Annotated in this window: 18 protein-coding genes and 1 riboswitch; of the genes, 12 read left to right on the top strand and 6 right to left on the bottom strand. The window is 68.1% G+C overall.

The genetic code is table 11. From position 1 onward, the window contains the following. Positions 1 to 66: 66 nt before the first annotated feature. Both D7X32_RS45080 and D7X32_RS26890 read right to left on the bottom strand, forming a co-directional pair. Entirely contained in the window at positions 67 to 438 is a 372-nt protein-coding gene (locus tag D7X32_RS45080) for a hypothetical protein (protein WP_147450276.1), read from the bottom strand. Positions 439 to 540: 102 nt separating this feature from the next. Then, complete coding sequence (locus D7X32_RS26890) at positions 541 to 5811, bottom strand: RHS repeat-associated core domain-containing protein (protein ID WP_158625772.1); 5271 nt, start codon at positions 5809 to 5811, stop codon at positions 541 to 543. A gap of 1124 nt (positions 5812 to 6935) precedes the next feature. Beyond that, positions 6936 to 7047, top strand: a riboswitch (TPP riboswitch). 45 nt (positions 7048 to 7092) lie between these two features. Between D7X32_RS26890 and thiC the strand changes: the two genes are divergently transcribed. Both thiC and D7X32_RS26880 read left to right on the top strand, forming a co-directional pair. Next, entirely contained in the window at positions 7093 to 8964 is a 1872-nt protein-coding gene (thiC, locus tag D7X32_RS26885) for a phosphomethylpyrimidine synthase ThiC (protein ID WP_120605429.1), read from the top strand. Positions 8965 to 9094: 130 nt separating this feature from the next. Continuing rightward, positions 9095 to 9502 (top strand): DUF4870 domain-containing protein, encoded by a 408-nt coding sequence (locus D7X32_RS26880; protein WP_120605428.1) that lies wholly within the window; start codon positions 9095 to 9097, stop codon positions 9500 to 9502. A 3-nt stretch (positions 9503 to 9505) separates the two neighbouring features. Here the strand turns inward: D7X32_RS26880 and moaA are convergent, their stop codons facing one another. The 3 genes from moaA to thiO all read right to left on the bottom strand — a co-directional run bounded on the left by moaA (position 9506) and on the right by thiO (position 13098). Beyond that, positions 9506 to 10510 (bottom strand): GTP 3',8-cyclase MoaA, encoded by a 1005-nt coding sequence (moaA, locus tag D7X32_RS26875; RefSeq protein WP_120605439.1) that lies wholly within the window; start codon positions 10508 to 10510, stop codon positions 9506 to 9508. Positions 10511 to 10577: 67 nt separating this feature from the next. Beyond that, the gene (locus tag D7X32_RS26870) at positions 10578 to 11810 is read right to left on the bottom strand and encodes an HD-GYP domain-containing protein (RefSeq protein ID WP_120553569.1); all 1233 of its coding nucleotides are present in this window, start codon (positions 11808 to 11810) and stop codon (positions 10578 to 10580) included. Positions 11811 to 11982: 172 nt separating this feature from the next. Then, positions 11983 to 13098 (bottom strand): glycine oxidase ThiO, encoded by a 1116-nt coding sequence (thiO, locus tag D7X32_RS26865; RefSeq protein ID WP_120605427.1) that lies wholly within the window; start codon positions 13096 to 13098, stop codon positions 11983 to 11985. Positions 13099 to 13391: 293 nt separating this feature from the next. Here thiO and hisG point away from each other — a divergent pair, with 293 nt between their 5' ends. The 10 genes from hisG to D7X32_RS26815 all read left to right on the top strand — a co-directional run bounded on the left by hisG (position 13392) and on the right by D7X32_RS26815 (position 21249). After that, positions 13392 to 14249, top strand: coding sequence for an ATP phosphoribosyltransferase (gene hisG / locus D7X32_RS26860; RefSeq protein ID WP_120605426.1), 858 nt, complete (start codon positions 13392 to 13394; stop codon positions 14247 to 14249). Continuing rightward, the gene (gene hisD, locus D7X32_RS26855) at positions 14246 to 15547 is read left to right on the top strand and encodes a histidinol dehydrogenase (protein ID WP_120605425.1); all 1302 of its coding nucleotides are present in this window, start codon (positions 14246 to 14248) and stop codon (positions 15545 to 15547) included. The genes hisG and hisD overlap by 4 nt, the downstream gene beginning before the upstream one ends. Further along, the gene (locus tag D7X32_RS26850) at positions 15544 to 16581 is read left to right on the top strand and encodes a pyridoxal phosphate-dependent aminotransferase (protein ID WP_120605424.1); all 1038 of its coding nucleotides are present in this window, start codon (positions 15544 to 15546) and stop codon (positions 16579 to 16581) included. Before hisD ends, D7X32_RS26850 begins: the two co-directional genes overlap by 4 nt. Beyond that, complete coding sequence (gene hisH, locus D7X32_RS26845; protein ID WP_120605423.1) at positions 16581 to 17174, top strand: imidazole glycerol phosphate synthase subunit HisH; 594 nt, start codon at positions 16581 to 16583, stop codon at positions 17172 to 17174. The genes D7X32_RS26850 and hisH overlap by 1 nt, the downstream gene beginning before the upstream one ends. Continuing rightward, positions 17171 to 17887 (top strand): 1-(5-phosphoribosyl)-5-[(5-phosphoribosylamino)methylideneamino]imidazole-4-carboxamide isomerase, encoded by a 717-nt coding sequence (locus D7X32_RS26840; RefSeq protein WP_120605422.1) that lies wholly within the window; start codon positions 17171 to 17173, stop codon positions 17885 to 17887. Before hisH ends, D7X32_RS26840 begins: the two co-directional genes overlap by 4 nt. Then, a complete protein-coding gene (locus D7X32_RS26835) occupies positions 17884 to 18429 on the top strand; it encodes an imidazoleglycerol-phosphate dehydratase (protein WP_120605421.1) in 546 nt (181 codons plus the stop codon). Before D7X32_RS26840 ends, D7X32_RS26835 begins: the two co-directional genes overlap by 4 nt. Then, complete coding sequence (gene hisF / locus D7X32_RS26830; protein ID WP_120605420.1) at positions 18429 to 19190, top strand: imidazole glycerol phosphate synthase subunit HisF; 762 nt, start codon at positions 18429 to 18431, stop codon at positions 19188 to 19190. The genes D7X32_RS26835 and hisF overlap by 1 nt, the downstream gene beginning before the upstream one ends. Next, positions 19187 to 19969, top strand: a complete 783-nt coding sequence (gene hisN, locus D7X32_RS26825) for a histidinol-phosphatase (RefSeq protein ID WP_120605419.1) — start codon at positions 19187 to 19189, stop codon at positions 19967 to 19969. The genes hisF and hisN overlap by 4 nt, the downstream gene beginning before the upstream one ends. Further along, on the top strand, positions 19966 to 20583 hold the full coding sequence (gene hisIE / locus D7X32_RS26820; protein WP_120605418.1) for a bifunctional phosphoribosyl-AMP cyclohydrolase/phosphoribosyl-ATP diphosphatase HisIE: 618 nt from the start codon (positions 19966 to 19968) through the stop codon (positions 20581 to 20583). Before hisN ends, hisIE begins: the two co-directional genes overlap by 4 nt. A gap of 222 nt (positions 20584 to 20805) precedes the next feature. Further along, a complete protein-coding gene (locus tag D7X32_RS26815) occupies positions 20806 to 21249 on the top strand; it encodes a DofB protein (RefSeq protein WP_120605417.1) in 444 nt (147 codons plus the stop codon). 57 nt (positions 21250 to 21306) lie between these two features. Here D7X32_RS26815 and D7X32_RS45570 read toward each other — a convergent pair. Next, positions 21307 to 22157: hypothetical protein (locus tag D7X32_RS45570; protein ID WP_120605416.1), on the bottom strand; the 851-nt coding region annotated here is incomplete at its 5' end.

Here is a 22157-nt window from a genome sequence, read left to right as displayed (position 1 = left end):
GCCCTATGGCTGTCACGACGGAAACAGCGCTGCGAGTGAAGGGCCCTTCCACCTGGTCTGCCTTGGTCAGGGCGGATGGGCTTCCACCGTGGAAGTGGGCTCCGAGCAGATGGGGATGACGTCCGCGCCTTCTTGCAGGACCTCCACATCATTCAGCGCGCCTTCGACCCACTGAGACTCGACACGCAGTCGACGCACCGAGCCGTTCGACCAGAGGATCCCGCGCGTTCCCGCCAGAAGCCCTCCCGCTGGCTCGCCCGGGCATGTGTTTCCTGGCGTGGAGGAGGGCCACATCAGCGTGCGCCCAGAACGCAAACTCACCGGGACGGCCTTTCCCCAGATGAGACGCTCCAGTGTCCGCATGAATCCCCAGGTGATGATGGATCCCAGCAGGCCACCGACGACAAGTGCCAGCCATGTTGAACGGGTCATGAGCATTCCGGGGAGGATACTTCCGGCATCGATTCCTTGCCGGAAACCGCTTGAAATGGAGCGAATCCGCCGTTCCCTGGGAGGAACGGCGGATTCATCCAGGAATGACTAAAGGCGGATCGGATAGTTGGGGTCGCTGGGGAGCGCACATCCTGCGATCGAGAAGGCGGTTCGAACCGCGGTCCGGCAACTGTGAGTGAAGAGGTTGTATTTCCCGGTGCAGTAGCCCCGAACCGCCTCAAGTGCACGCTGGGTGGTCTCGCAATCCGCGGAACACGTCACGACCATCTCGGCATCTCCACCAATGAACGACAAGGGGCCCGAGATCTCCTTGTGGCTTGCATCGCCAGAAGTGAGGCAGTCCTGCCATCCACTCGTGCACCAGTAATCAATCCGAATGACCGTGGGATCATCAAAACGGCATTGGTTCTTTTTGACCGGACTGCAGTCCACATCGAAACCAACGCCCCAGTGGAAACCTTCGTCAAAGAGATAGACGTCAAGACCCGTGGGGTCACTCAGACGAACGGGACTGTTGTTCGCGTACGCATACGAGGGCACGCTTCCGCCGTCCTTCGCCTTCTTCTCCATCCATTTGGCGTTCTGCAACATCGGCTCTGGCTGGAGGTAACGGCCGGTGCTTGCATCAAAATACCGGTTCCAGTTCTCGAAGAGGTCCGTCTCCGCGTCGTGGTACTGGCCGGGGAAGCGCAGGGGCGTCCAGAACGGCGAGGCGCCCGTTTCGAAGCGGCGATACTCGTAGGCGGAAATGACGGCGCCCTGTTCTGCTTTCGAGGTCGGGAGGGCGCTGCAGGTGCAACTGGAGCCGCTGAGCGAGCAACTCGAGAAGCCCGTGTTGTTGAGAACCGCGCGGACGCCAGCAGCGCCTGGCGTGAACCAGGGGGTGAAGGTGCGCCCCGGGTCCCAGGGCATCTGGGTCGTCAGCACCGCGCTGGTGTCTTCGTCGCGGATGGACACGGTGTCATTGAGGCCCAGGCTGGCGGCGGCCGTGCATGCTTCGACATCACTCCAGAGGTCCGAGCTGTCGAAGAGGACGCGCTGATGCAGGCTGGTGCCCGCGATGACGGGCTGCTTCATGACGGAGCCGAAAGGGCCCGAGGTCGATACGGCGTACGGGTGCGGCGTCTCGATGTCCACGCTGACTCGATTGACGTGGCCGAAAACGTCGTACTCGCCCGTGCCGGTGACGCGACCTCGGTCATCCAGCATGATGACAGGCTTGCCCTGGTGGTCGGTGACGAGGTGGTAGAAGCCGCAGGCGGCCGCCTGGCCATCGCGAGTGCAGTCCGTGGTTCCGTCGGAAAGGTGTCCCCACGAAGCGTCCAGCTTGCCACGCAGGACCGCGACGGGTCTGTCGTCCAGCCAGATGTATTCGTCCACCGGGTGGGTGGTGGCGGCGATGGAGGCGGTGTTGCCCTGGTCGACGATCAATCCCTGCGTCGAGTTGTAGAAGTATTCGTCCTTGATGCCGGTCGGGTAGTCCTTCAGTCGGCGCTGGCCCTGGGAGTCATAGAAGTAGTTGAAGGTCAGCCCATTGACGCTGACGGCCTTGAAGACAGTCTCCGCTCCGCCATGGGCGGACGGCCCTGATGTGAAGTCAAGGTGGAAGGCATTGCCCTGGGAGTCCATGGAGCGCCACGTCTTTTGTGAAACGCGTCCGTCCGCGTCGTAGGTATAGGCGTAGCCAAGCTGGGCTCCGGACTGGGTGGAGTTCCGAGCCATGAGCCAATCCGGATGGCCCGTGCTGGTGTAGTCGAGGGCCCAGGAGTTGGCTTCGCCAGACTCCGAGATGCGGTTGCCGCGTCCATCATAACCAAAGGCTCGTGAGGTGAAGGCGCCCCCTTGCGTCGAGAGCGTTCCCGTAGCTCCAGTGACGCGCAGCATCCAGTCATGGCTGTAGCCCTCTGCCCTGGCCGTGGTCGCACCCAGGAGGCAGGAGGTTGTGTTCACGAGTTGGTTTGCCTGCCAGGTGTAGAACTGTTTCAGCACGTTGCCGTTACCGCTACCGGGAACGTAGTTCGTGCCCGACGTCAGTGTGGACACCCAGAGGGCACGGGTGCGGCCGGTGTAGTCTCCGGTGGAGACACTGGGCAGGGCTGTGGCGCAGGTCGCTCCCGCGGAGGCATCACCGCCAAGCGCATATTCGACGCTGCCGGTAAGGCCCGTCATCACGTAGTGGGTGCGGTAACCACGCAGCCCGCCATAGGGCTCCCATGCGATCTGGGAGAGCAGTTGCTCATTGGTGGAGCCGCTGCTGTTGTAGCGCCAGACGTAGACGCTTTCGGCGCGGTCGGTGAGCGCGCCGGTCCCGTAGTTGTAGGTGGCCATGCGGCCGTACGGATAGGTCACCGTCTTCAGGTTGCCATTGAGCGTATAGGTATAGAGGGTGTGGGGATTCTGGAAGGGCGTTCCAGGACTGCAGGTGGTGGTGCCCGTCCTCAGTCGGATCTCCTTCAACTTGCGGCCCTCGGCGTCGTAGCTGAACCAGGTACGGCCGAAGGAGTCGTCGCGGTAGAGGAGTCTTCCACGCGTGTTGGTCAGCGTGCCGCATGACGCGTCGAGGCTGGCGGATTCATCATAGCCCTGGGCGAAGAGCCCCTCCGCGCCACCGGGGACCAGCGGCGAATTGTGCACGGTCGCCAGAAGCCGGCCCATGGGGTCGAAGCTGGATGCGAGGTGGTCCCGAGCGTGTGCGGCGGCCATTGCGGGAGTCTGCTTCACCACCTGATTGCCCAAGCCATCATAGGCAAAGCGTGTGATTCCAGCAGTGCTGCCGCTTCCCATGGCCGCGAGGGTCACCTCGACCACATGTCCAAAGTCGTCGAACTGGTAACGCGAAGCATTGGCCGAGGGAACCGCCGTCGCGCAATCCGTCGCGGTGGACAGTCCCGAATCCACACTGGTGACGTTGCCGTGTGCATCATGCTTGAGGCACGTGCGGGCCGTAACGCCCGATAGGGGGTGCTCATCAATGCGCTGGAGGCGGTCCGCGCCGTCGTACTGGAGGGTGGAGCATTGATCAGACGTGGGTTGGCCATCAGGTCCCGCCGCGCACCAGGCTGGGGAGATGTTGAAGCCATTGCCAATGCCAGTGACATTGTTGTTGCCGTCATAGCTCCTGACAATCGACCTGAAGCTTCCCACCCCCTCGCCAGCCTTCTTCCAGGTGGGACGCCGGTGGGCATCCGCGGCGTGGGACATCACCTTCCGCACGGTGCTGGAAAGGTCCCGGTAGCGCTCTTCTTTCAGCGTGCCATCCGGCCAGTAGGTGTAGAGCACCTTCTCCGCCCAGCCGGTGCCCATCACGTTGGATGACTTCGCCTTCCACTGAAGCCTGTCGGAGAGCGGGCCCGCGCAGAAATCAATACCCGCCGTGCCGTAGCAGAAGAGCTCGTAGTTTCCCTCTGGATACTTGATGGAGGTCAGGTGGTGCGCGGCGTCATATCCATAGCTGGTCACCGCGTCAGGCTGTCCGGTGAGTCGCACTGTCTGTGAGGCCAGTTGGCCACTTGCGAAATAGGTGGAGAGGGTGGTGACGCCATTGGAATCCACCATCTCCGTGACGTGCCCGCTGGCGTCGTAGGTATTGAAGAACGTCTCCAACGGAGTGCTCGCGAGGCCGGCCGGGAAGCGGGCTTCCCTCTGGCGCTGGCTGCGCCGGGGTGTCGTCTCCGTCGCTGGCCAGTAGAAGGTCTGCTTGATGGGGAAGAGGCTCCCGGATGGGCAGTCCGTCGCGGCTTCACTGGCCACCAGGCAGGGACCGTGCTCTTCAACGGTGCGGCCCAGGGGATCGGGAGTGCTTTCTCCCGTGCGCACCGTGAGGAGGAAGGTGCCGACCCAGCGTTGCTGGCTGCTCCAGGTTCCGGTCGCCGCGTTGAAGACGCGTGTCCAACCGGATTGGATCGTAGCGGACCTGCGTCCAGTGCTGTCGTAGCGGTGGAAGGTACGTGCCTTCTGGCCAGCCGCCCCCAAGACGCTTGGTCGTTCCTCGGCACTGAGAAGTTGCTCGCCGTTGGGCCCATAGGTGTACGCGAAGGTTTCCTCCTCCAGGGCTCCCGTGCCGCTCATATCCTGCGCGCCGTGCTTGATGCCTGTCTTCTCCAGCACAGAGGCTGGGATGCCCGTGCCGGCGGCCGGTGAGGCGTAGGTGTAGACCTCCCAGAAGTCGCGCTTGTTCTTGCGGGCTTTCTCGTAGGCAGGCAGCCCTCCCGTCGCGCAGGCCCACTCATAGCGCTCGGTTCCCGCGCTGCAGGCGTTGGAGACGGTGCATGCATCCGTCGTCTGGTAGAGGCGCGGGGTCGCGGATTGGGTGACGTCCGCCAGGACGTCGTAGGTCCGGTTGTAACCCGTCGTCCCGGTGTCTCCATCTCCGCGGCCAGCCGCGGCGTCGTAGACGGTGCGCTTCTGCGGCTGCACGCCACAGCAGTTGCTCCCGGCGACGCAGGTGGATGCCGTCAGGGTCCCCAGCGTCAGCTGCTCGCCCACCGTGGTCGAGGCTGAAACAGCCCCGGTGGTGGAATAGTCGTGCTTCGTGATCAGGAGGTTGCCGATGGTTGTGTACACCGAAGAAGTGAACGAGGCAGACGAGTAGTTGTATCTGACCGTGCGGCCGGACAGGGCGACCTGCGCCAGCTGCCCGGGACGTTCCACCCCTCCGGAATCCAGACTGTAGGAGTACGTCACCGCGGGGGTGGACTCTCCCCACCGGGTCACGCTGCGCAGCACGCACTCGGAAGCACCTGTCGCGGAGGTGAGATTGGCATACTGGAAATGCAGAGAAGTGGAGACGCTGGTGACGTAGTTGAGGTACGGCACGCCGCTGTCAGTCCCCGTGTTACCCATGGGGCAGCTCAGTCCCGAGGGAGCCGCGTAACCCAGCGTTGCCTCCATCACCCCGCTCGGAGACACGATCCGGCTGAGGAAGTAGCGCACCCGGGTGCCTCCCGCCTGGACGTGCTTCGCTTCGAAATATAGCTTGCGACCGCCTGCTTCCGTCAGCACGTAGCCTGAGGAGATGCTCTGTAGGCGTTCACGCTTGTTGGCGGAGCCGCCTGAAGGCGTCGCCATGCAATTCGCGCCGGTGCAAGGCGTGAAACGGGTTACCGCGCCCGTTCCCTTGACGACGACCCACGAGGAGGAACCGAGACGGATGAAGCTGTAGTATTCGTGCCACCAATTCAAGGAGTTGGTGTTGGTGGCATTGGCGCCGAAAGGCTTGGGCACCAGCCGGGCCATGTCTTCTTGCGCCCAGGTCTTCGTGGATGAGGTGTAGTGACGCGTCAATTTCACGGGCGCGACACTGCTGGTCAGTTCCAGGTCGGTTTCAACGAGGATGCTCTCTCCGGTGAGAGCATTCACCGGGTCGCCAATGGATGGCAGGACTTCGCCGTTGACGCCGCAGGCGCACTTGCCATCCGAGCAATCCGGAGGCGGCGTGGTGCACGACTCGCTACAGGTGGATTCCTTGCCGTACTGCTGGAGACTGGCCTCGGTGCAAGGCCCACCAAAGCCAAAGCCCCAGCATACGGCTTTCTGTGACTGGGTCTGTGGGTCGTAGATTGGGTCAATTGGGTTGTAATAACAGCCCCAGCCTGTGCATGTGGAGTAGGCTCCTCCTGGTTTTCCGTCGCAATGGCATGCATACATGACCTCGCCATCGCAGGCGGATGCGGTCCATCCCGTGCATGATCCCTGAGCCAGGGAGGCCTGAGGAGCAAAGACGAGCAGGATGATGGATAAGAGGGCGATTCGGGCTGATGGCAGCATGCCTATGTGTGTCCGTAGCTTTGAGTGAACTGGAACGAGAGAGGGCGCTACCGGTGGTCCGAAGGCTGGACTTCGCGCGTTTGCTGCACCGTCCATCCGTTGGGCGGGACGCACAGGCGCTCCGGGGCGGTCGGGAGCAATTGCTGGCACTGCCAGGTCGCCGGGCAGTCCGCTGGTTTCGTGCACATGCGGCTGCAGACGTAACCCGTGTCCGCACGGGCGGGGCCCTGTGTCGCGGCGTGCAGGCAGAGCCCAGACGCGCAATCCGAATGAGAGCCACTGGTGCAGTCCTCACCCAGGGTCTTTTGTCCGGTGCCGTTTTCGCGGGCACGGTGCTCCGTCAGGACTGGTGGTGAGGCATGCGGTACGCCTTCGCCTGACGTTCCACTCCCGCTGCACCCCATCACTGACAGCAGGGCGAGCATCCCCCAGAAACGACTTCCCCCAACGATTACCTTCATGTCGGACTTCTCCTATCCCAGAAGTCCTAAACATGATCCTTTCAAGCGTTGTCAAGGGAACACGTTGGTGCGCGTAAAGAACCCCTCGCCATGCAAGTTGTTTGGGATGAATCGCGGCCCGGAATCGTGGCGTCTGGATTGGCCATGGCAACGGCTGGCGCGCTTGGCCCTCCCCGCAGGGCCACCATGCGTCCACTGTCCCCAGTCTCAGGTCCGCCCGGGTTGAAGCCCGCTTGCCCCTGCGCTACACCGCTCCGCAGTCGCTAGGGGCGCCTCCGGAAGGGGGCTGAGACGGACGCGTGGCCGCGCCCGACCCTTTGAACCTGAACCGGTTAGTACCGGCGGAGGGAAGCGGTGTGGGGGCTCCACGCTCCCGTCCCGTCTCCCGTCCGTTCTCACGAGGAGCCGTCCGATGAGTGGAGCGTCCAAGAGCCTGAAGGTCGACGGGAAGGTGCTGGAGGGAATCAGCCGCGGCCCGCTTCCCGCCTCGAGCAAGGTCTACGTGTCCGGGTCCCTGCACCCCGACCTCCGCGTCCCGCTGCGCGAAATCGCCCAGACGCCCACGCGTCACCACGGCCACGCGGGCCCTGAAACCCCCAACCCTCCCGTCTACGTCTACGACTCCAGCGGCCCCTACACCGACCCCGCCGCGGACATCGACCTGCGCCGGGGCCTGCCCCCCGTCCGTGAGAACTGGATCCGCGCCCGCAACGACACCGACGAGCTGGCCGGCATCACCTCCGAATACGGCCGCGCCCGTGAAGCCGACCCGCGCCTCAACGGCCTGCGCTTCAGCCACATCCGCAAGCCCCGTGTCGCCAAGGCCGGCGCCAACGTCAGCCAGATGCACTACGCCCGCAAGGGCATCATCACGCCGGAGATGGAATACGTCGCCGTGCGCGAGAACCAGAAGCTCGACGCTTCATTCGCCGCCCAGCACGCCGGCCACTCCTGGGGCGCCTCCATTCCGCGCGTCATCACCCCGGAGTTCGTGCGCGATGAGATTGCCCGGGGCCGCGCCATCATCCCCGCCAACATCAACCACCCCGAAGTGGAGCCGATGATCATCGGCCGCAACTTCCTGGTGAAGATCAACGCCAACATCGGCAACTCCGCCGTCACGTCCTCCATCGAGGAGGAAGTGGAGAAGATGGTCTGGTCCATCCGCTGGGGCGCGGACACCGTCATGGACCTGTCCACCGGCCGCAACATCCACGAGACGCGCGAGTGGATCCTCCGCAACGCGCCCGTGCCCATCGGCACCGTGCCCATCTACCAGGCGCTGGAGAAGGTGAACGGCAAGGCAGAGGAGCTCACCTGGGACATCTTCCGCGACACCCTCATCGAACAGGCCGAGCAGGGCGTGGACTACTTCACCATCCACGCCGGCGTGCGCCTCCAGTACGTCCCGCTCACCGCGAAGCGCCTCACCGGCATCGTCAGCCGCGGCGGCTCCATCCTCGCCAAGTGGTGCCTGGCCCACCACAAGGAGAACTTCCTCTACACGCACTTCGAGGAGATCTGCGAGATCATGAAGGCGTATGACGTCAGCTTCAGCCTCGGTGACGGCCTGCGCCCCGGCTCCATCGCCGACGCCAACGACGCCGCGCAGTTCGGCGAGCTGGAGACGCTGGGCGAGCTGACCAAGGTCGCCTGGAAGCACGACGTGCAGGTGATGATCGAAGGCCCCGGCCACGTCCCCATGCATCTCATCCAGGAGAACATGACGAAGCAGCTCGCCGTGTGCCACGAGGCGCCGTTCTACACGCTGGGGCCCCTCACCACGGACATCGCGCCGGGCTACGATCACTTCACCAGCGGCATTGGCGCGGCGATGATCGGCTGGTTCGGCACGGCGATGCTCTGCTACGTGACGCCCAAGGAGCACCTGGGCCTGCCCGACCGCGATGACGTGAAGGAAGGCGTCATCACGTACAAGATCGCCGCGCACGCCGCGGACCTCGCCAAGGGCCACCCGGGCGCGCAGGCCCGCGACAACGCCTTGTCCAAGGCGCGCTTCGAGTTCCGCTGGGAGGATCAGTTCAACCTGTCCCTGGATCCCGAGCGCGCCCGCGCCTTCCACGACGAGACGCTCCCCGCGGAAGGCGCCAAGGTCGCGCACTTCTGCTCCATGTGCGGCCCGCACTTCTGCTCCATGAAGATCACCCAGGACGTGCGCGACTACGCGGAAAAGGTCGGCGTCAACGACGCCCAGGCCCTGGAGGAGGGGATGAAGGAGAAGAGCGAGGAATTCAAGAAGGCGGGCCACGAGCTGTACCGCTGAAGCCTGCCGGCGGGCGGGGGCCTCCTGGCGCGGCCCCTGTCCGCTGGATGACAGGCACCGACACGGCATGTCATGTTGCGCCCCATCCGGGCGCACCCGTCGCGCCCCATTCAAATTTGGAGGGCGTTTCATGGACCCAGGGCAGCGCGAGGATCAGCAGTTCGGCACGTTCATCACCGGCTCGCCGACGGCGACGCAGGACGAGAAGACGATGGGGATGCTGGCCCATCTGGGCTCCGTCGCCGGCCTCGTGGTGGGCGCGGGCGTCCTGGGCTGGGCGGTGCCGCTGTTCCTGATGTTGACCAAGGGCAAGGAGTCGTCCTTCGTCCGCGCGCACGCGGTGGAGTCGCTCAACTTCCAGATCACGACCACCATCGCGATGTTCGTCTCCGGCATCCTGATCTGCGCGCTGGGCCTGGGCCTCGTCACGGGAGCCATCGTCTTCGTGGCGTCGCTGGTGTTCAGCGTCATCGCCGGCCTGAAGGCCAATGACGGCGAGCTCTACCGCTACCCCGTGAACCTGCGGCTGGTGAAGTAGCCCTCAGCCGCCAATGCCCATCATGGGCAGGAGCGTGGCGCCGTTTCCGGCCTCCGTGAAGCGGTGCCCCTCCGGCTTCTCCCCCAGCGCGCGGCGCACGGCCAGGGCCAGCTCCTCATCCGTCGCGCCGCCCCGGATGAGCTGATGCAGCGGCGCCTGCGCCCGGCCGCCCAGGCAGCTGCGCAGGTCGCCGTTGGACGCCACCCGCACCCGGTTGCAGCCCCCGCAGAAGTTCTGCGTCAGCGGGGAGATGAACCCCACGCGCCCACCCTCCGTGCGCCAGTAGCGCGCCGGACCGGACGTAGGCGACGCGGCGTTCTCCGCCGGCTCCTCGGTGAGCACGCGGCCTGAAGCCGCCAGGCGCTCCAGCAGCTCCGCCGTGGGCACCGGCGTGCCCTGGCCAAAGGGCATCAATTCGATGAAGCGCGGGGTGATGCCGCGCGCGTGCGCGTACGTCACCAGCTCCGGCACCTCCCCGTCGTTGATGCCGCGCATCACCACGACGTTGAGCTTCAGCGACTGGAAGCCCGCGCCCGCCGCCGCGTCGATGCCGCGCAGCACCGCCGCGAAGTCCCCCTGCTTGGAGATGCGCCGGAACACCTCCGCGGACAGCGTGTCCAGGCTCAGGTTGAGCTGGGTGACGCCCGCGTCGCGCAGCGGCACGGCCAGGGACTCCAGGCGGCTGGCGTTGGTGGTGATGGCCAGGTGCTCCACGCCGGACACCGCGGCGATGCGCTGGGCGATCTCCAGGATGTCCGGCCGGGCAAGCGGCTCGCCGCCCGTCAGGCGCACGCGGCGGATGCCCATGCGCGCGAAGACGGAGACGATGCGCTCGAACTCGCCCGCGTCCAGCAGGTCCTTCTTCCCACCCCACGACGCCGGCGAGCAGTACGTGCAGCGGAAGTTGCAGCGGTCCGTGATGCTCAGCCGCAGGTACGTCATGCGCCGCCCCTGGGCGTCACACAGCGGCGGGGCGAGCGGATTCGAAGCGGGCAGGGGGGCGGTCATCGCGGGGCCTTCCGCCTTCATGGATAGCAACCCTGCCGGGGAAAGGCACCGCTTCCCGAAGGCAGGCTCAGCCCTCGGTGCCGGACGCTGAACGGATGACGGCGGGCGGCGCGCCAATGGGCGTGGCCGTGCTTCCGACCGGCGGGGAGTCCGGCTCGTCGTCCAGGTCGGTGAGCCGGGCCAGCTCGGCCTCGGATTCAGCGGCGTCCGCGGCGGCCTGCATCGGGTTGAGCTTCTTCTCCGCCATCTCCTTCTTGATGCGGATGAGTCCCTCCTCGCCGATGTCCAGGAACGCCTTCACCACGTCCGGGTCGAACTGCGTGTTGGCGCAGCGCTTGATCTCCTGGATGGCGTTGGCGAAGGTCGTGCCCTTGCGGTACGGCCGGTCGCTCGTCATCGCGTCCAGCGTGTCCGCCACCGCGAAGATGCGCGCGCCGATGTGGATCTCGTTGCGCTGGAGGTTGCGGGGGTAGCCCGCGCCGTCGTAGCGCTCCTGGTGCGACAGGACGATGTCCGCCGGGGTGGAGAGGAAGGGGATGTTCTGGATCATCTGGAAGCCGATCTCCGGATGACGCCGCATCTCCAGCCACTCGTCGGGGGTGAGCTTGCCCGGCTTGAGCAGCACCGCGTCCGGCACGCCAATCTTCCCGATGTCGTGCAGGAGCGCCCCGCGGCCAATCTCCTCCATCTCCTTGCCGCGGATGCCCATGCGGCTGGCGATGGCGCTCGTGTAGCTGACCACGCGCTGGGAGTGGTCGCTCGTCTCGTGCTCGCGCGCGTCCAGGGCCGCCACCAGCGCCAGCAGCGTGTTCTGGTACGTGTTGGCGATGTTGTGCAGCGCGCTGCGCAGCTCGGCGGTGCGGTCGCGCACCTTGCCCTCGAGCTTCTTCTGGTAGCGCTTGCGCGCCATCTCGATGCGCCGCTTGGCGAGCGCGCGCTCGATGGCCCGGATGAGGTCGGTGAGCTTGGGTGGCTTGAGCAGGTAGTCCACCGCGCCCCGGCGCAGACAGTCCACGGCGGACTCGGTGTCGCCGTAGCCGGTGAGCATGATGACGGACGTGTCCGGCAGCCGCTCGCGCAGGTTCTCCAGCAGCCACAGCCCGTCGCGGCCCGGCATCTTCATGTCGCTGATGACGAGCGGCGTCTCTTCTTCACCCGCCACGTCGAGCGCCATCTCGGCGCCATTGGCCACGACGCAGTTGTAGCCCTCCTCGCGGAGGAGCACGGAGATGACGTCGCGGACGGAATCGTCGTCGTCGACGATCAGGATTCTGGGGGGTGCGGGGGGGATGGCTTCCACGGCCGAAGATTCTAGAGGTTTCCAGGGATTAAAGGCGAACGAGTGCGAGAAATCATCACCCCCTCGCCTCCCTGCCATCCAGGGTGGGGGGCGAGCCCTGGCGCCCGGGTGAACGTCTCCGGTCCTCGGGCCATTCCCCGCCGTCCGGAGTGGGGCAGGCAGGCGCCCTGCGTCATCCGCGCGCCATTGTCCCGCGGTCGTACCGGAAGGGGGTGAGGTCCACCGAGGGCTTCTCTCCCAGCACGGCCTGGGCGACGAGCTTCGCGGTGATGGGGGTGAGGAGGATGCCGTTGCGGAAGTGGCCCGTGGCGAGGAACAGGCCGGGCGTGGGGCCTGCGCCGATGTACGGCAGCGCGTCCTGGGTCCAGGGGCGGAAGCCGGCCCAGGTCTCCGTGACGGGTGCGCTTCCAAGATCCGGGCAGAGCTCCAGCGCCATGTCGAGGATCCGCGCCAGGCCCGCCGCGGTCACCTGCTTGTCGAAGCCCACGTGCTCCATGGTGCTCCCCGCGATGATCCGCCCGTCCGCGCGCGGCACCAGGTAGCCCTTCGCGGACGTCACCACCCGCTCCAGCAGGGGCAGCCGCGTCTGCAACTGCACCATCTGCCCGCGCGCCGGGCGCACCGCCTGCGCCGACACGCCCGCACCCTGGACCAGGGACGACCACGAGCCCGCCGCCAGCACCACGGCGTCCGCGCGCAGCACCTCGCCGTCCAGGTCCACGCCCACCGCGCGGCCGTGTTCGTGCACCACGCCGCGCACGTAGCCGCTCTTGAACACCGCGCCCACGCGCGCGGCGGCCATGGTGAGCGCGCGCACGAGGAGCCGGTTGTCGACCTGGTGATCATCCGGGAAGTGCGCGGCGCCCACGGCGGTGGGGGACAGGTGCGGCTCCAGTTCGCGCGCGGCCTTGCCGTCGAGCAGCTCGGCGCGCAGCCCCATGCCGTGCTGCCAGCCCACGGTGGACTCCACGTGATGGAGATCCGCTTCGTCGAACGCGACGCGCAAGAGACCGCACGGCCGGTACGCGATGTCCACGCCGGAGAGCTCGCGCAGCTCGGTGGCGAAGCTTCCGTAGAGAGCGCGGCTTCGCAGGCACAGCTCGAAGAAGGGGCCCGGTCCGTCGGCCTCCCACTGGGGCGCGAGGATGCCGCCCGCGGCGCTGGAGGCCTCGGCGCCGGGGATGGAGCGCTCCAGCACCGTCACGCGCGCACCGGCCTGACGCAGTCTCAGCGCGATGCCACAGCCCATCACACCACCGCCCACCACGAGGACGTCGGAGGTTGCCATGCGGCGCTTGTGCTCAAGCGAGCCCGGGTTTGCAAGCGTCAAGACAGGCGATGACTTGGGGTGACTTGACGTCAAGGCCTCCGGTCGTTAACCCTAGGGCCGTGCGTTCCACGTCCCTGCATCACCACCATGCGCATCATCGGCCGGCCCATGACGGGACCGTTCGCCGCGCGCATGCCTGGGTGACGCACTAGAACGCACCCACTTCTGGCAAATGCCGCAGTGACCGAAGGCCCGTCCCCCCAGGACGGGCCTTTTTTCGTTTCCGCCACCGCAGTCCCCCGAGCCCACCCATGTTGAAGATTGCCCTGCCCAACAAAGGACGTCTGTCCGAGGAAGTGCGCGAGCTGTTCAACGACGCGGGCCTGGAGGTGCGCGCTCGGGGCGAGCGGGCCCTCACCGCGTCGCTGGGCGGCGAGTTCGAAGCCATCTTCGTCCGCGCCCAGGACATCCCGGAGTTCGTCGCGGACGGCGCCGCGCAGGCGGGTGTCACCGGCTGGGACCTGGTGAACGAGGCCGGACGCGAGCTGGAGTCGCTGATGGACCTGGAGTTCGGCCGCTGCCGGCTGGTGGTGGCCGCGCGTGACGAGAGCGGCATCGCCCGCGTGGAGGACGTGAAGGACGGGGTGCGGGTGGCCTCCTGCTTCCCCCGGCTGACGCAGGCCTTCTTCCAGCAGCGAGGGCAGAAGGTGACGGTGGTGCCTGTGAGCGGAGCGGCGGAGATCGCTCCGCACCTGGGCATCGCGGACATCGTGGTGGACCTCACGTCCACGGGCTCCACGCTGAAGATGAACGGCCTGCGGGAAGTGGCCACGGTGCTCGAGTCCAGCGCCCGGTTGGTGGCGTATCCGCGCAACGGTTTGGAAGCGCGGCGCGCGCTGGAGGAGTTGACGCAGGCGCTGGGGTCGGTGCTGGCGGCGCGAGGGCGGCGCTACCTGATGGCCAACGTCCCGAAGACCTCCCTGGAGCAGGTGCGCGAGGTGCTCCCCGGCCTCAATGGCCCCACGGTGGTGGACGTGATGAACGGCGGCCACTTCGTCGCGGTGCACGCGGTGGTCTCGTCGCGGACCCTCTACCGCACGGTCAACGCGCTGAAGGCGCTGGGCGGCCAGGGCATCCTTGTCACGCGCATCGAGAGGTTGATGGCATGAGCGCCTCCATCCTCAAGTACCAGGGGGCGTTGTCCTCGCTGGATCCCGATTCGCGGCGGCGGTTGCTGGCGCGGACGGGAGAGTCGGATGCCCTGGTGGCGTCCCGCGTCCAGGCACTGATCGCGCGCGTGCGTGCGGAAGGTGACCGGGCCCTCTTCGACTTCGCGCGGGAGTTCGACCGGGTGGAGCTGGCGGCGCTGGAGGTTCCTCGCGAACGGTGGAACGCGGCGCTGGAATCACTTCCGTCCGAGGTCCGTGAGGCGCTGACCCGAGCGGCGCGCAACATCACCCGGGCGCACGTGGCGCAGCGTCCCCAGGCCATCGAGGTGGAGACGGAACCCGGCGTGGTGGTGGGCCGTCGGCCGGATCCGCTGAGCCGCGTCGGGGTGTACGCCCCCGGAGGCCGGGCGGTGTATCCGAGCAGTGTGCTCATGGGCGTGGTCCCCGCGAAGGTGGCGGGCGTAGGCGAGATCATCGTCTGCTCACCGCCCGGGCCGGACGGTCTGCCGAGCGCGGGCGTGCTCGCGGCGGCGGCGCTGGCGGGTGCGGATCGGGTCTTCGCGCTGGGTGGCGCGGGGGCGGTGGCGGCGCTGGCCTACGGCACGCAGAGCGTTCCCCGGGTGGACCGCATCGTCGGGCCGGGCAACGCGTATGTGGCCGCGGCGAAGCTCCAGGTGGTGGACGCGGTGGCCATCGACGCTCCCGCGGGCCCGAGCGAAATCCTGGTGATCGCCGACGCGACCGCCCGTCCGGAAACCGTGGCGCGCGAGCTGCTGGCCCAGGCGGAGCACGACCCCGAAGCCTGCTGCGTGGCGCTGGTGGTGGGCGCCGAGCTGGCGCAGGCGGTGCGGGATGTGGTGGAGCAGCAGGCCCGCGTCGCACAACGCGGCGACATCGTCCTTTCGGCGCTCGGGAGCCGGGGCGCGGTGCTGCGCATCGATTCGTTGGAGGAGGCCTGGCCCTTCGTCGCGGACTTCGCGCCGGAGCACCTGCTGCTCGCGACGTCGGAGCCTTCGGAAGACCTGGCGCGCGTTCGCAACGCGGGCACGGTGTTCGTGGGGCAGCGCGCGTCAGTGGCGTTCGGCGACTACCTCACGGGCGCGAATCACGTGCTGCCCACGGCGGGCCTGGCCCGGGCGTACTCGGGGCTGAGCGTGCTGGACTTCTACCGGTGGACCACGTGGCAACGCGTGACACCCGAAGCGGCGGCGGCGATGGCGGAGGACGTGGGAACGCTGGCGGACAGCGAGGGCCTCTTCGCCCACGCGGCCGCGGCGCGGGCCTGGAGGGCGCCGTGATTCCGTTCCGCGACACGTATCGGGACATCCCCCTGTACTCCCCGGCGAAGAAGCCGTGCCGGGTGGACCTGAGCGACAACACCAACCTGTTCGGTGCGCCGCCCTCGGCGGATCGCGTGCTGCGGGAGGAGGGCTTCCTGCGGCTGTCCCGCTATCCCGCCGGCTATGCGCCGGACCTGAAGCGCGCCGTGGCCCGGTTCGCGGGCGTCGCGGTGGAGAACGTGACGACGGGCTGCGGTTCCGATGACGTCATCGACTGCGCGCTGCGGGCCTTCCTGGAGCCCGGAGACGTGGTGGCCTTTCCGGATCCCACGTTCGTGATGGTGCCCATGTTCGCCCGCTTGAGCGCGCTCAAGCCGTTGCCCGTGCCGCTGCGCGCGGACCATGATCTGGACGTAGAGGGACTGCTCGCCACAGGGGCGAAGCTCATCTACGTGTGCACGCCGAACAACCCCACTGGCACCGTGGCCTCGCGCGCGGCGGTGGAGCGGTTGGTGGATCAGGCCCCGGGCGTGGTGCTCATTGATCAGGCCTACGTGGAGTTCGCGCGGGGCGGGGACTTCCTCGACCTGGCGCGGACGCGGCCCAACGTGCTGGTGACGCGCACGATGTCCAAGGCGTTCGGCCTCGCGGGACTGCGAGTGGGGTGGGGCGTTGGCGCGCCCTGCCTGGTCGCGGAGGTGGAGAAGGCCCGGGGGCCCTACAAGCACACGACGCTGGGGGAGGCCATCGCGGTGTCCGCGCTCACGGATGATGTCCCGTGGATGGAGGCCTGCGCGGCGGAGGCGGTGGAGAACCGTGAGCGGCTGCGCGGCGGATTGAAGGCGCTGGGCTTGGAGCCGCTGCCTTCGGAGGGAAACTTCCTCCTCGTCCCCGTGCCGGCGGCGCGGTGGGTGGGGGATGCGCTGCGGGAGCGCAACGTGAACGTGCGGGTGTTCGAAGGGCTCACGGGTGTGGGGGATGCCCTGCGCATCGGCTGCGGTCCCTGGCCGATGATGGCTTCGGCGCTGAAGGCCCTGAAGGAGGTGCTGTGATGCGGGTGACCCTGTTCGACTACGGCGCGGGCAACCTGCACTCGCTGATCAAGGCGCTGGCCACCACGCCCGGCGCGGACGTGCGCGTGCAGGAGGATCCGCTGCGCGCGCTGGACACCGATGTCCTGGTGTTGCCCGGCGTGGGTGCGTTTGGATCCGCGGCGGCGCGGCTGGCTCCGGGACGCGAGGCGATGCGGAAGGCGCTGGACGCGGGCCTGCCGTGCCTGGGCATCTGCCTGGGCATGCAGCTCCTCTTCGACGAGAGCGATGAGGGGGCAGGGCAGGGACTCGGCTACTTCCCGGGCCGCGTGACCCGGTTGGCCGCGCGGCATGTTCCGCAGATTGGCTGGAACGATGTGGAGGAGGACCGCGCGCTGAAGTCCGCGAGATTGTCCGCCGTGTACTACGCGCACAGCTTCGTGTGCCGCGCCGTGGACTCGCGCGAGGTGGTGGGCTGGACGACCCACGAGGACGACCGGTTCCCCGCCTCCGTGCGGCGCGGCAATGTGCTGGGCGTGCAGTTCCACCCGGAGAAGTCCTCCCACGCGGGCGTGCGCTTCGTGCAGGCGTTCCTCCAGGAGGTGTCCTCATGATCGCCATCCCGGCCATCGACCTGCGGGAAGGCGCGTGCGTGCAGCTCGTGGGTGGTTCCTACGAGGCGGAGCGCGTGCGCGTGAATGATCCGCTGGATGCCTTGAAGCAGTGGCTCGCGTTGGGCTTCCGGACGTTCCATGTCGTGGACCTGGACGCGGCGCTGGGCAAGGGCTCCAACGCGGACGTGGTGGAGCGGCTGGTGTCACATGTTCCGGGCCTCACCTTCACGGTGGGCGGCGGTGTTCGCGATGCCTCGCGTGTGGAGGCGGTGCTCGCGGGCGGGGCGTCCTCGGTCGTCGTGGGGACTCGCGCCATCGAGGACCTGGCCTGGCTCACCGGCGTCGCGGAGCGCTTCCCGGGCCGCGTGGTGGTCGCCGCGGACGTGAAGGGCCGCGAGGTCGTGACGCGAGGTTGGACGGCCGGCAGCGCGCGCGACATCCGCGACGTGCTGTCCGCGCTGGAGCCGCTGCCATTGGGCGGAATGCTCGTCACGGCGGTGCACAAGGAGGGACAGCTGGACGGCGTGGACCTGCCCTTGATGGAGGAGGTGGCCCGTTCGAGCCGGCACCGGCTCTACGCCTCCGGGGGGGTGACGACGCTGGAGGACCTGCGCGCGCTGGCGAAGGTGGGCGCGCACGGAGCGGTGGTGGGCATGGCGCTTTACACGGGACGGCTGGATGCGCGCGCGGTCGCGCGGGAGTTCACGCAATGAGTACGGTCACCACGGTCGTCCGCGAAACGAAGGAGACCCAGATCACGGTGGAGCTGGCGCGCGGTACAGGCGTGGCTCGCGTGGACACGGGCCTCAAGTTCTTCGACCACATGCTCGCCACCTTCGCGCGCTACGCGGGGCTGGACCTGACCCTGCACGCTCGCGGCGACCTGCGCCACCACTTGATGGAGGACGTGGCCATCACCCTGGGCACCGCCGTCCAGCGTGTCATCCCCGCCACGGCGGCGCGCTACGGCGAACGCACCCTGCCCATGGATGACGCGCTGGTGCAGGCGTGCCTGGACGCGGGCGGGCGCTTCTACTACCGGGGCCCGCTGAAGAACCGGCTGTATGAGCACTGGATGCGCTCCTTCTGCGAACACGCGCGCATCACGCTCCACCTGCGCGTGCTGCGCGGGAAGGACAGCCACCACCTCACCGAGGCCGCCTTCAAGGCGCTGGGGCTCGCGCTGCGCGATGCGATGGTGGACTCCGGTGTCGTCTTCAGCATGAAGGGCAGCGTCTCCCTGGAGGTGAAGTGATGCTCCGCCGACGGATCATCGTCTGCCTGGACGTGAAGGGCGGACGCGTGGTGAAGGGCGTCCAGTTCGAGGGCCTGCGCGACGTGGGCGACCCGGTGGAGCTGGCACGTCGCTACGAAGAAGCCGGCGCGGACGAGGTGACCTTCCTGGACATCTCCGCGAGCGCCGAGGAGCGGCAGACGCTGTGGGACCTGGTCCAGCGCACCGCGGAGCGCCTCTTCATCCCGCTCACGGTGGGCGGAGGCGTGCGCACCGTGGACGACGTGGGGCGCGCGCTACGGGCTGGCGCGGACAAGGTGAGCATCAACTCCGCGGCGGTGGCCACGCCCGAACTGCTCACCGGCTGCGCGGAGCGCTTCGGCGCCCAGTGCGTGGTGGCCAGCATCGACGCGAAGCGCGAGGGAGACCACTACCGCGTCTACACGCACGGCGGCCGGCGCCCCACCGACCTGGACGCCGTGGCCTGGGCGAAGGAGTGCGTCCGGCGCGGTGCGGGCGAGGTGCTGCTCACCAGCATCGACCGGGATGGCGCGCGCACGGGCTATGACCTGGACCTGACGCGCGCGGTGGCGGAGGCGGTGGACGTGCCTGTCATCGCCTCCGGGGGCGCGGGCCGCGCGGAGCACGTGCGCGATGCCTTGACCCTCGGCGCGGCGGATGCGGCCCTGGTCGCGGGCATCCTCCACGATGGTCTCACCACGGTGGGCGCCTTGAAGTCCCTGCTGAAAGACAACGGCATCGCCATCCGGAGCACGACATGAACGCGGATCCCCGAGACCTGATGGAGGCCGCCGCCGACGTGGCGCGCAAGGCTGGCGACGTGGCGCTGGACTTCTTCCGGCGCGGCATCGCCGTGGACACCAAGAGCGACGGAACGCCGGTGACGGTGGCGGATCGCACCGCCGAGTGGACCGCCCGTGAATGGCTGGAGTCACGCTTCCCCGAAGACGGCATCCTGGGCGAGGAGTTCGGCGAGTCGCGTCCGGGCGCGAAGCGCCGCTGGATATTGGATCCCATCGACGGCACGAAGACGTTCATCCGGGGCGTGCCGCTGTGGGGCACGCTGGTCGCGGTGGCGGAAGGGGAGACCATCCTCGCGGGCGCGGCCTACTTCCCGGCCGTGAACGAGCTGCTCGTCGCGTCCCCGGGCCTGGGCTGTTTCTGGAACGGCTCCGCGGCGCGCGTGTCGGAGCAGGACTCGCTGGCCCAGGCCGTGGTGCTCGTCACCGACGAGCGCTTCCTCCAGAACCCCGCGAAGGGCGCGGCGTGGAAGGAGCTGTCACGGCAGGCGTCCCTCTCCCGCACGTGGGGGGACTGCTACGGCTACCTCCTCGTCGCCACCGGCCGCGCGGAGGTCATGGTGGATGAAGGCCTGTCGCCCTGGGACGCGGCGGCCCTGCAACCCATCATCGAGGAGGCCGGCGGCGTGTTCACCGACTGGAAGGGCACGCGCACGGCGTTCGGCGGTGACGGCATCGCCACCAACGCGGCGCTGGCGAAGCGCGTGCGCGAGGTGCTGCGCACGGGAGTCCAGCCATGACGCTGGACCTCTCCACGTTGAACTTCGACAAGGGCCAGGGGCTGGTGACGGTGGTGACGCAGGACGCGAGCACCGGCGACGTCCTGATGGTCGCGCACGCCGACCGCGAGGCGCTGGAGCGCACGCTCGCCACCGGTGAGATGCACTACCGCTCCCGCACGCGCGGCCTCTGGCACAAGGGCGCCACCAGCGGGAACACCCAGAAGGTCGTCTCCCTCTGCGCGGATTGCGACGGCGACGCGGTGCTCGCGCGCGTGCGAAAGGCCGGCCCTGCTTGCCACACCGGCGAGGAGACCTGCTTCGGCGAGGGCCGCTGGGATGCGCTCGCGCACCTGGACGCGACGCTCGCCGCCCGTGCGTCAGGCCCTCTCCCGGAAGGTGCGAAACCCAGCTACACCCGGCGCCTGCTGGACGACCGGAACCTGCGCCTGAAGAAGCTGGGCGAGGAGGCCGCGGAGCTCGTCACCGCCTGCGCGGACGCGGACACGCACCGGGCCGCCGAAGAGGCCGCCGACGTGCTCTTCCACGTGCTCGTCGCGGTGCGTTCCCTGGGGTTGACGCTGGACGATGTGAAGGCCGTGCTGGCCTCCCGCGCACGCCCGACGGTGCCCTGAACTCCCAGAAATGCCCGGCGTGTCGGTTGCGACCCAGGTGCAGTTGTCCAACTGCACTGCATCCTCACAGCGTGGCTGGCACACAGGCGCGCCAAAGGTGCATGCGTGTGTCCGCTACTCTTCAACCGCCTCTGCGATCCTGGTACAGATTCCGCCCTGCGGCGCGGGCCGTGCCGACGAAGCGGCCCGCGTCGTCATCAGCGTTCGCCTCCCGGAGGATTCGTGTCTGCCACGTACCAATCCGAACTCATCGATCGCGTCCTGTTCTCGCGCTGGCACAACCCGCCAACGAAGGACGACGTCCAGGCCATCATGGCGCAGATGGAGGAGGCGACGCAGCGGCTGGGAACGAACGTGCTCTACATCGCGTCCATCAGCCCCAAGGCGAAGGTTCCCGACGCGACCGAGCGCGCGCACCTGAACCAGATGGTCGCCGAGGGCCGCCGCTACTGTGAGCAGTCCTGGCTCGTTTACGAGGGCACGGACCTGCAGCACAACCTCCAGCGAGTCATCATCTCGGGCGTGCTCATCCTCACGCGCACGTTCGACAACTATCTGTCGGTCGCCAAGTCGGCGGACGCCATCGTCAAGGACGTCTCCACCGCCCTGAAGCGGGACGCGGCGCCCATCTTCCGTCAGGCTCGCGAGCGCGGCCTCATCGCCTGAGACCCACGCGGGCGACGTCGGACCTTCTCCGGCGCCGCGTGCGTCATGGCGCCCGCGCTACCGGGCGCCGATGATCTCCAGCTCCTTCAGCTCCACCCCTGGCCGCTCCGGAAGGACGCTCACCGCGTCCACGTCGAGCAGGGGGGCCGCGGGCTTGCAGATCTCCCACCTGCCAGTGCCTTGGAAGCGGCAGACGGTGGGATCCACGAAGAAGCCCGTCCCTTCTGGCCCCGGGTGCCCCACGCCGTCCGGCGCGCGAACGTGTGCCCGCAGCGAGCCCGGTCCCGTGGCCCGCACCTGGAAGGACACCGCGTACTTCAGCGCCGGCGCGTAGCCCAGCCGCAGCGCTCCGTCCGAGCCCGTGCCCGCCATGGGCAGCTTCACCCCTGACAGCTCGTCCCGGTCGAACGCCCGGAACGCGTCTCCCGCCCCCGTCGGCTGATCCGGTTCGATGGGCCGGGTCTCCACCGCGCGCCCCGTGTGCAGCGTCGCCAGCTGGGGCGCCCGCGAGCCCTGCTGCACCGCCGCCGCGTTCAGCAGCGGGGCAGGCAACTGGCCCGTCTTCACGCACGTGGGCGCCAGGGCCTCCGCGAGCGCCAGCAACTGCGGCTCCACCTCCGGCCCCGTCACGGCCGCGGGCCCCACGGCCTGGCGCACGAGCTCCTGGCAGGCCGCGCCCAGGGCGGGCCCCGCGTGCTCCAGGCTCCAGCTTGCCTCCTGCAATGCCGGGTTCTGCCGCCGCGAGGCCTCCTGCAACGCGCGCGTCACGGCCTGGCCGCAGGGATTGTCAGCGGGCGCACATCGCTCGCACAGGGTGGCGAGCAGCTCGCGGGGCAGGCTGTCCTTCGCGGTGAGGGGCGCGCGGGAGGCCAGGGCGGGGCCCCTCGCACAGGCGGCGGCGGGAGGGG

This window comes from Corallococcus carmarthensis (assembly GCF_003611695.1).
In the GTDB taxonomy this organism is placed as follows: Bacteria; Myxococcota; Myxococcia; order Myxococcales; family Myxococcaceae; genus Corallococcus; species Corallococcus carmarthensis.
This window is presented reverse-complemented; position numbering and strand designations above follow the sequence as displayed.

Coding starts and splice junctions, on each gene's coding strand:
- thiC (WP_120605429.1), top strand. CDS start 7,093: ATGAGTGGAGCGTCCAAGAGCCTGAAGGTCGACGGGAAGGTGCTGGAG.
- hisN (WP_120605419.1), top strand. CDS start 19,187: ATGAACGCGGATCCCCGAGACCTGATGGAGGCCGCCGCCGACGTGGCG.
- hisF (WP_120605420.1), top strand. CDS start 18,429: ATGCTCCGCCGACGGATCATCGTCTGCCTGGACGTGAAGGGCGGACGC.
- hisH (WP_120605423.1), top strand. CDS start 16,581: ATGCGGGTGACCCTGTTCGACTACGGCGCGGGCAACCTGCACTCGCTG.
- D7X32_RS26840 (WP_120605422.1), top strand. CDS start 17,171: ATGATCGCCATCCCGGCCATCGACCTGCGGGAAGGCGCGTGCGTGCAG.
- thiO (WP_120605427.1), bottom strand. CDS start 13,098: ATGGCAACCTCCGACGTCCTCGTGGTGGGCGGTGGTGTGATGGGCTGT.
- hisD (WP_120605425.1), top strand. CDS start 14,246: ATGAGCGCCTCCATCCTCAAGTACCAGGGGGCGTTGTCCTCGCTGGAT.
- moaA (WP_120605439.1), bottom strand. CDS start 10,510: ATGACCGCCCCCCTGCCCGCTTCGAATCCGCTCGCCCCGCCGCTGTGT.
- D7X32_RS26835 (WP_120605421.1), top strand. CDS start 17,884: ATGAGTACGGTCACCACGGTCGTCCGCGAAACGAAGGAGACCCAGATC.
- hisG (WP_120605426.1), top strand. CDS start 13,392: ATGTTGAAGATTGCCCTGCCCAACAAAGGACGTCTGTCCGAGGAAGTG.
- hisIE (WP_120605418.1), top strand. CDS start 19,966: ATGACGCTGGACCTCTCCACGTTGAACTTCGACAAGGGCCAGGGGCTG.
- D7X32_RS45080 (WP_147450276.1), bottom strand. CDS start 438: ATGCTCATGACCCGTTCAACATGGCTGGCACTTGTCGTCGGTGGCCTG.
- D7X32_RS26880 (WP_120605428.1), top strand. CDS start 9,095: ATGGACCCAGGGCAGCGCGAGGATCAGCAGTTCGGCACGTTCATCACC.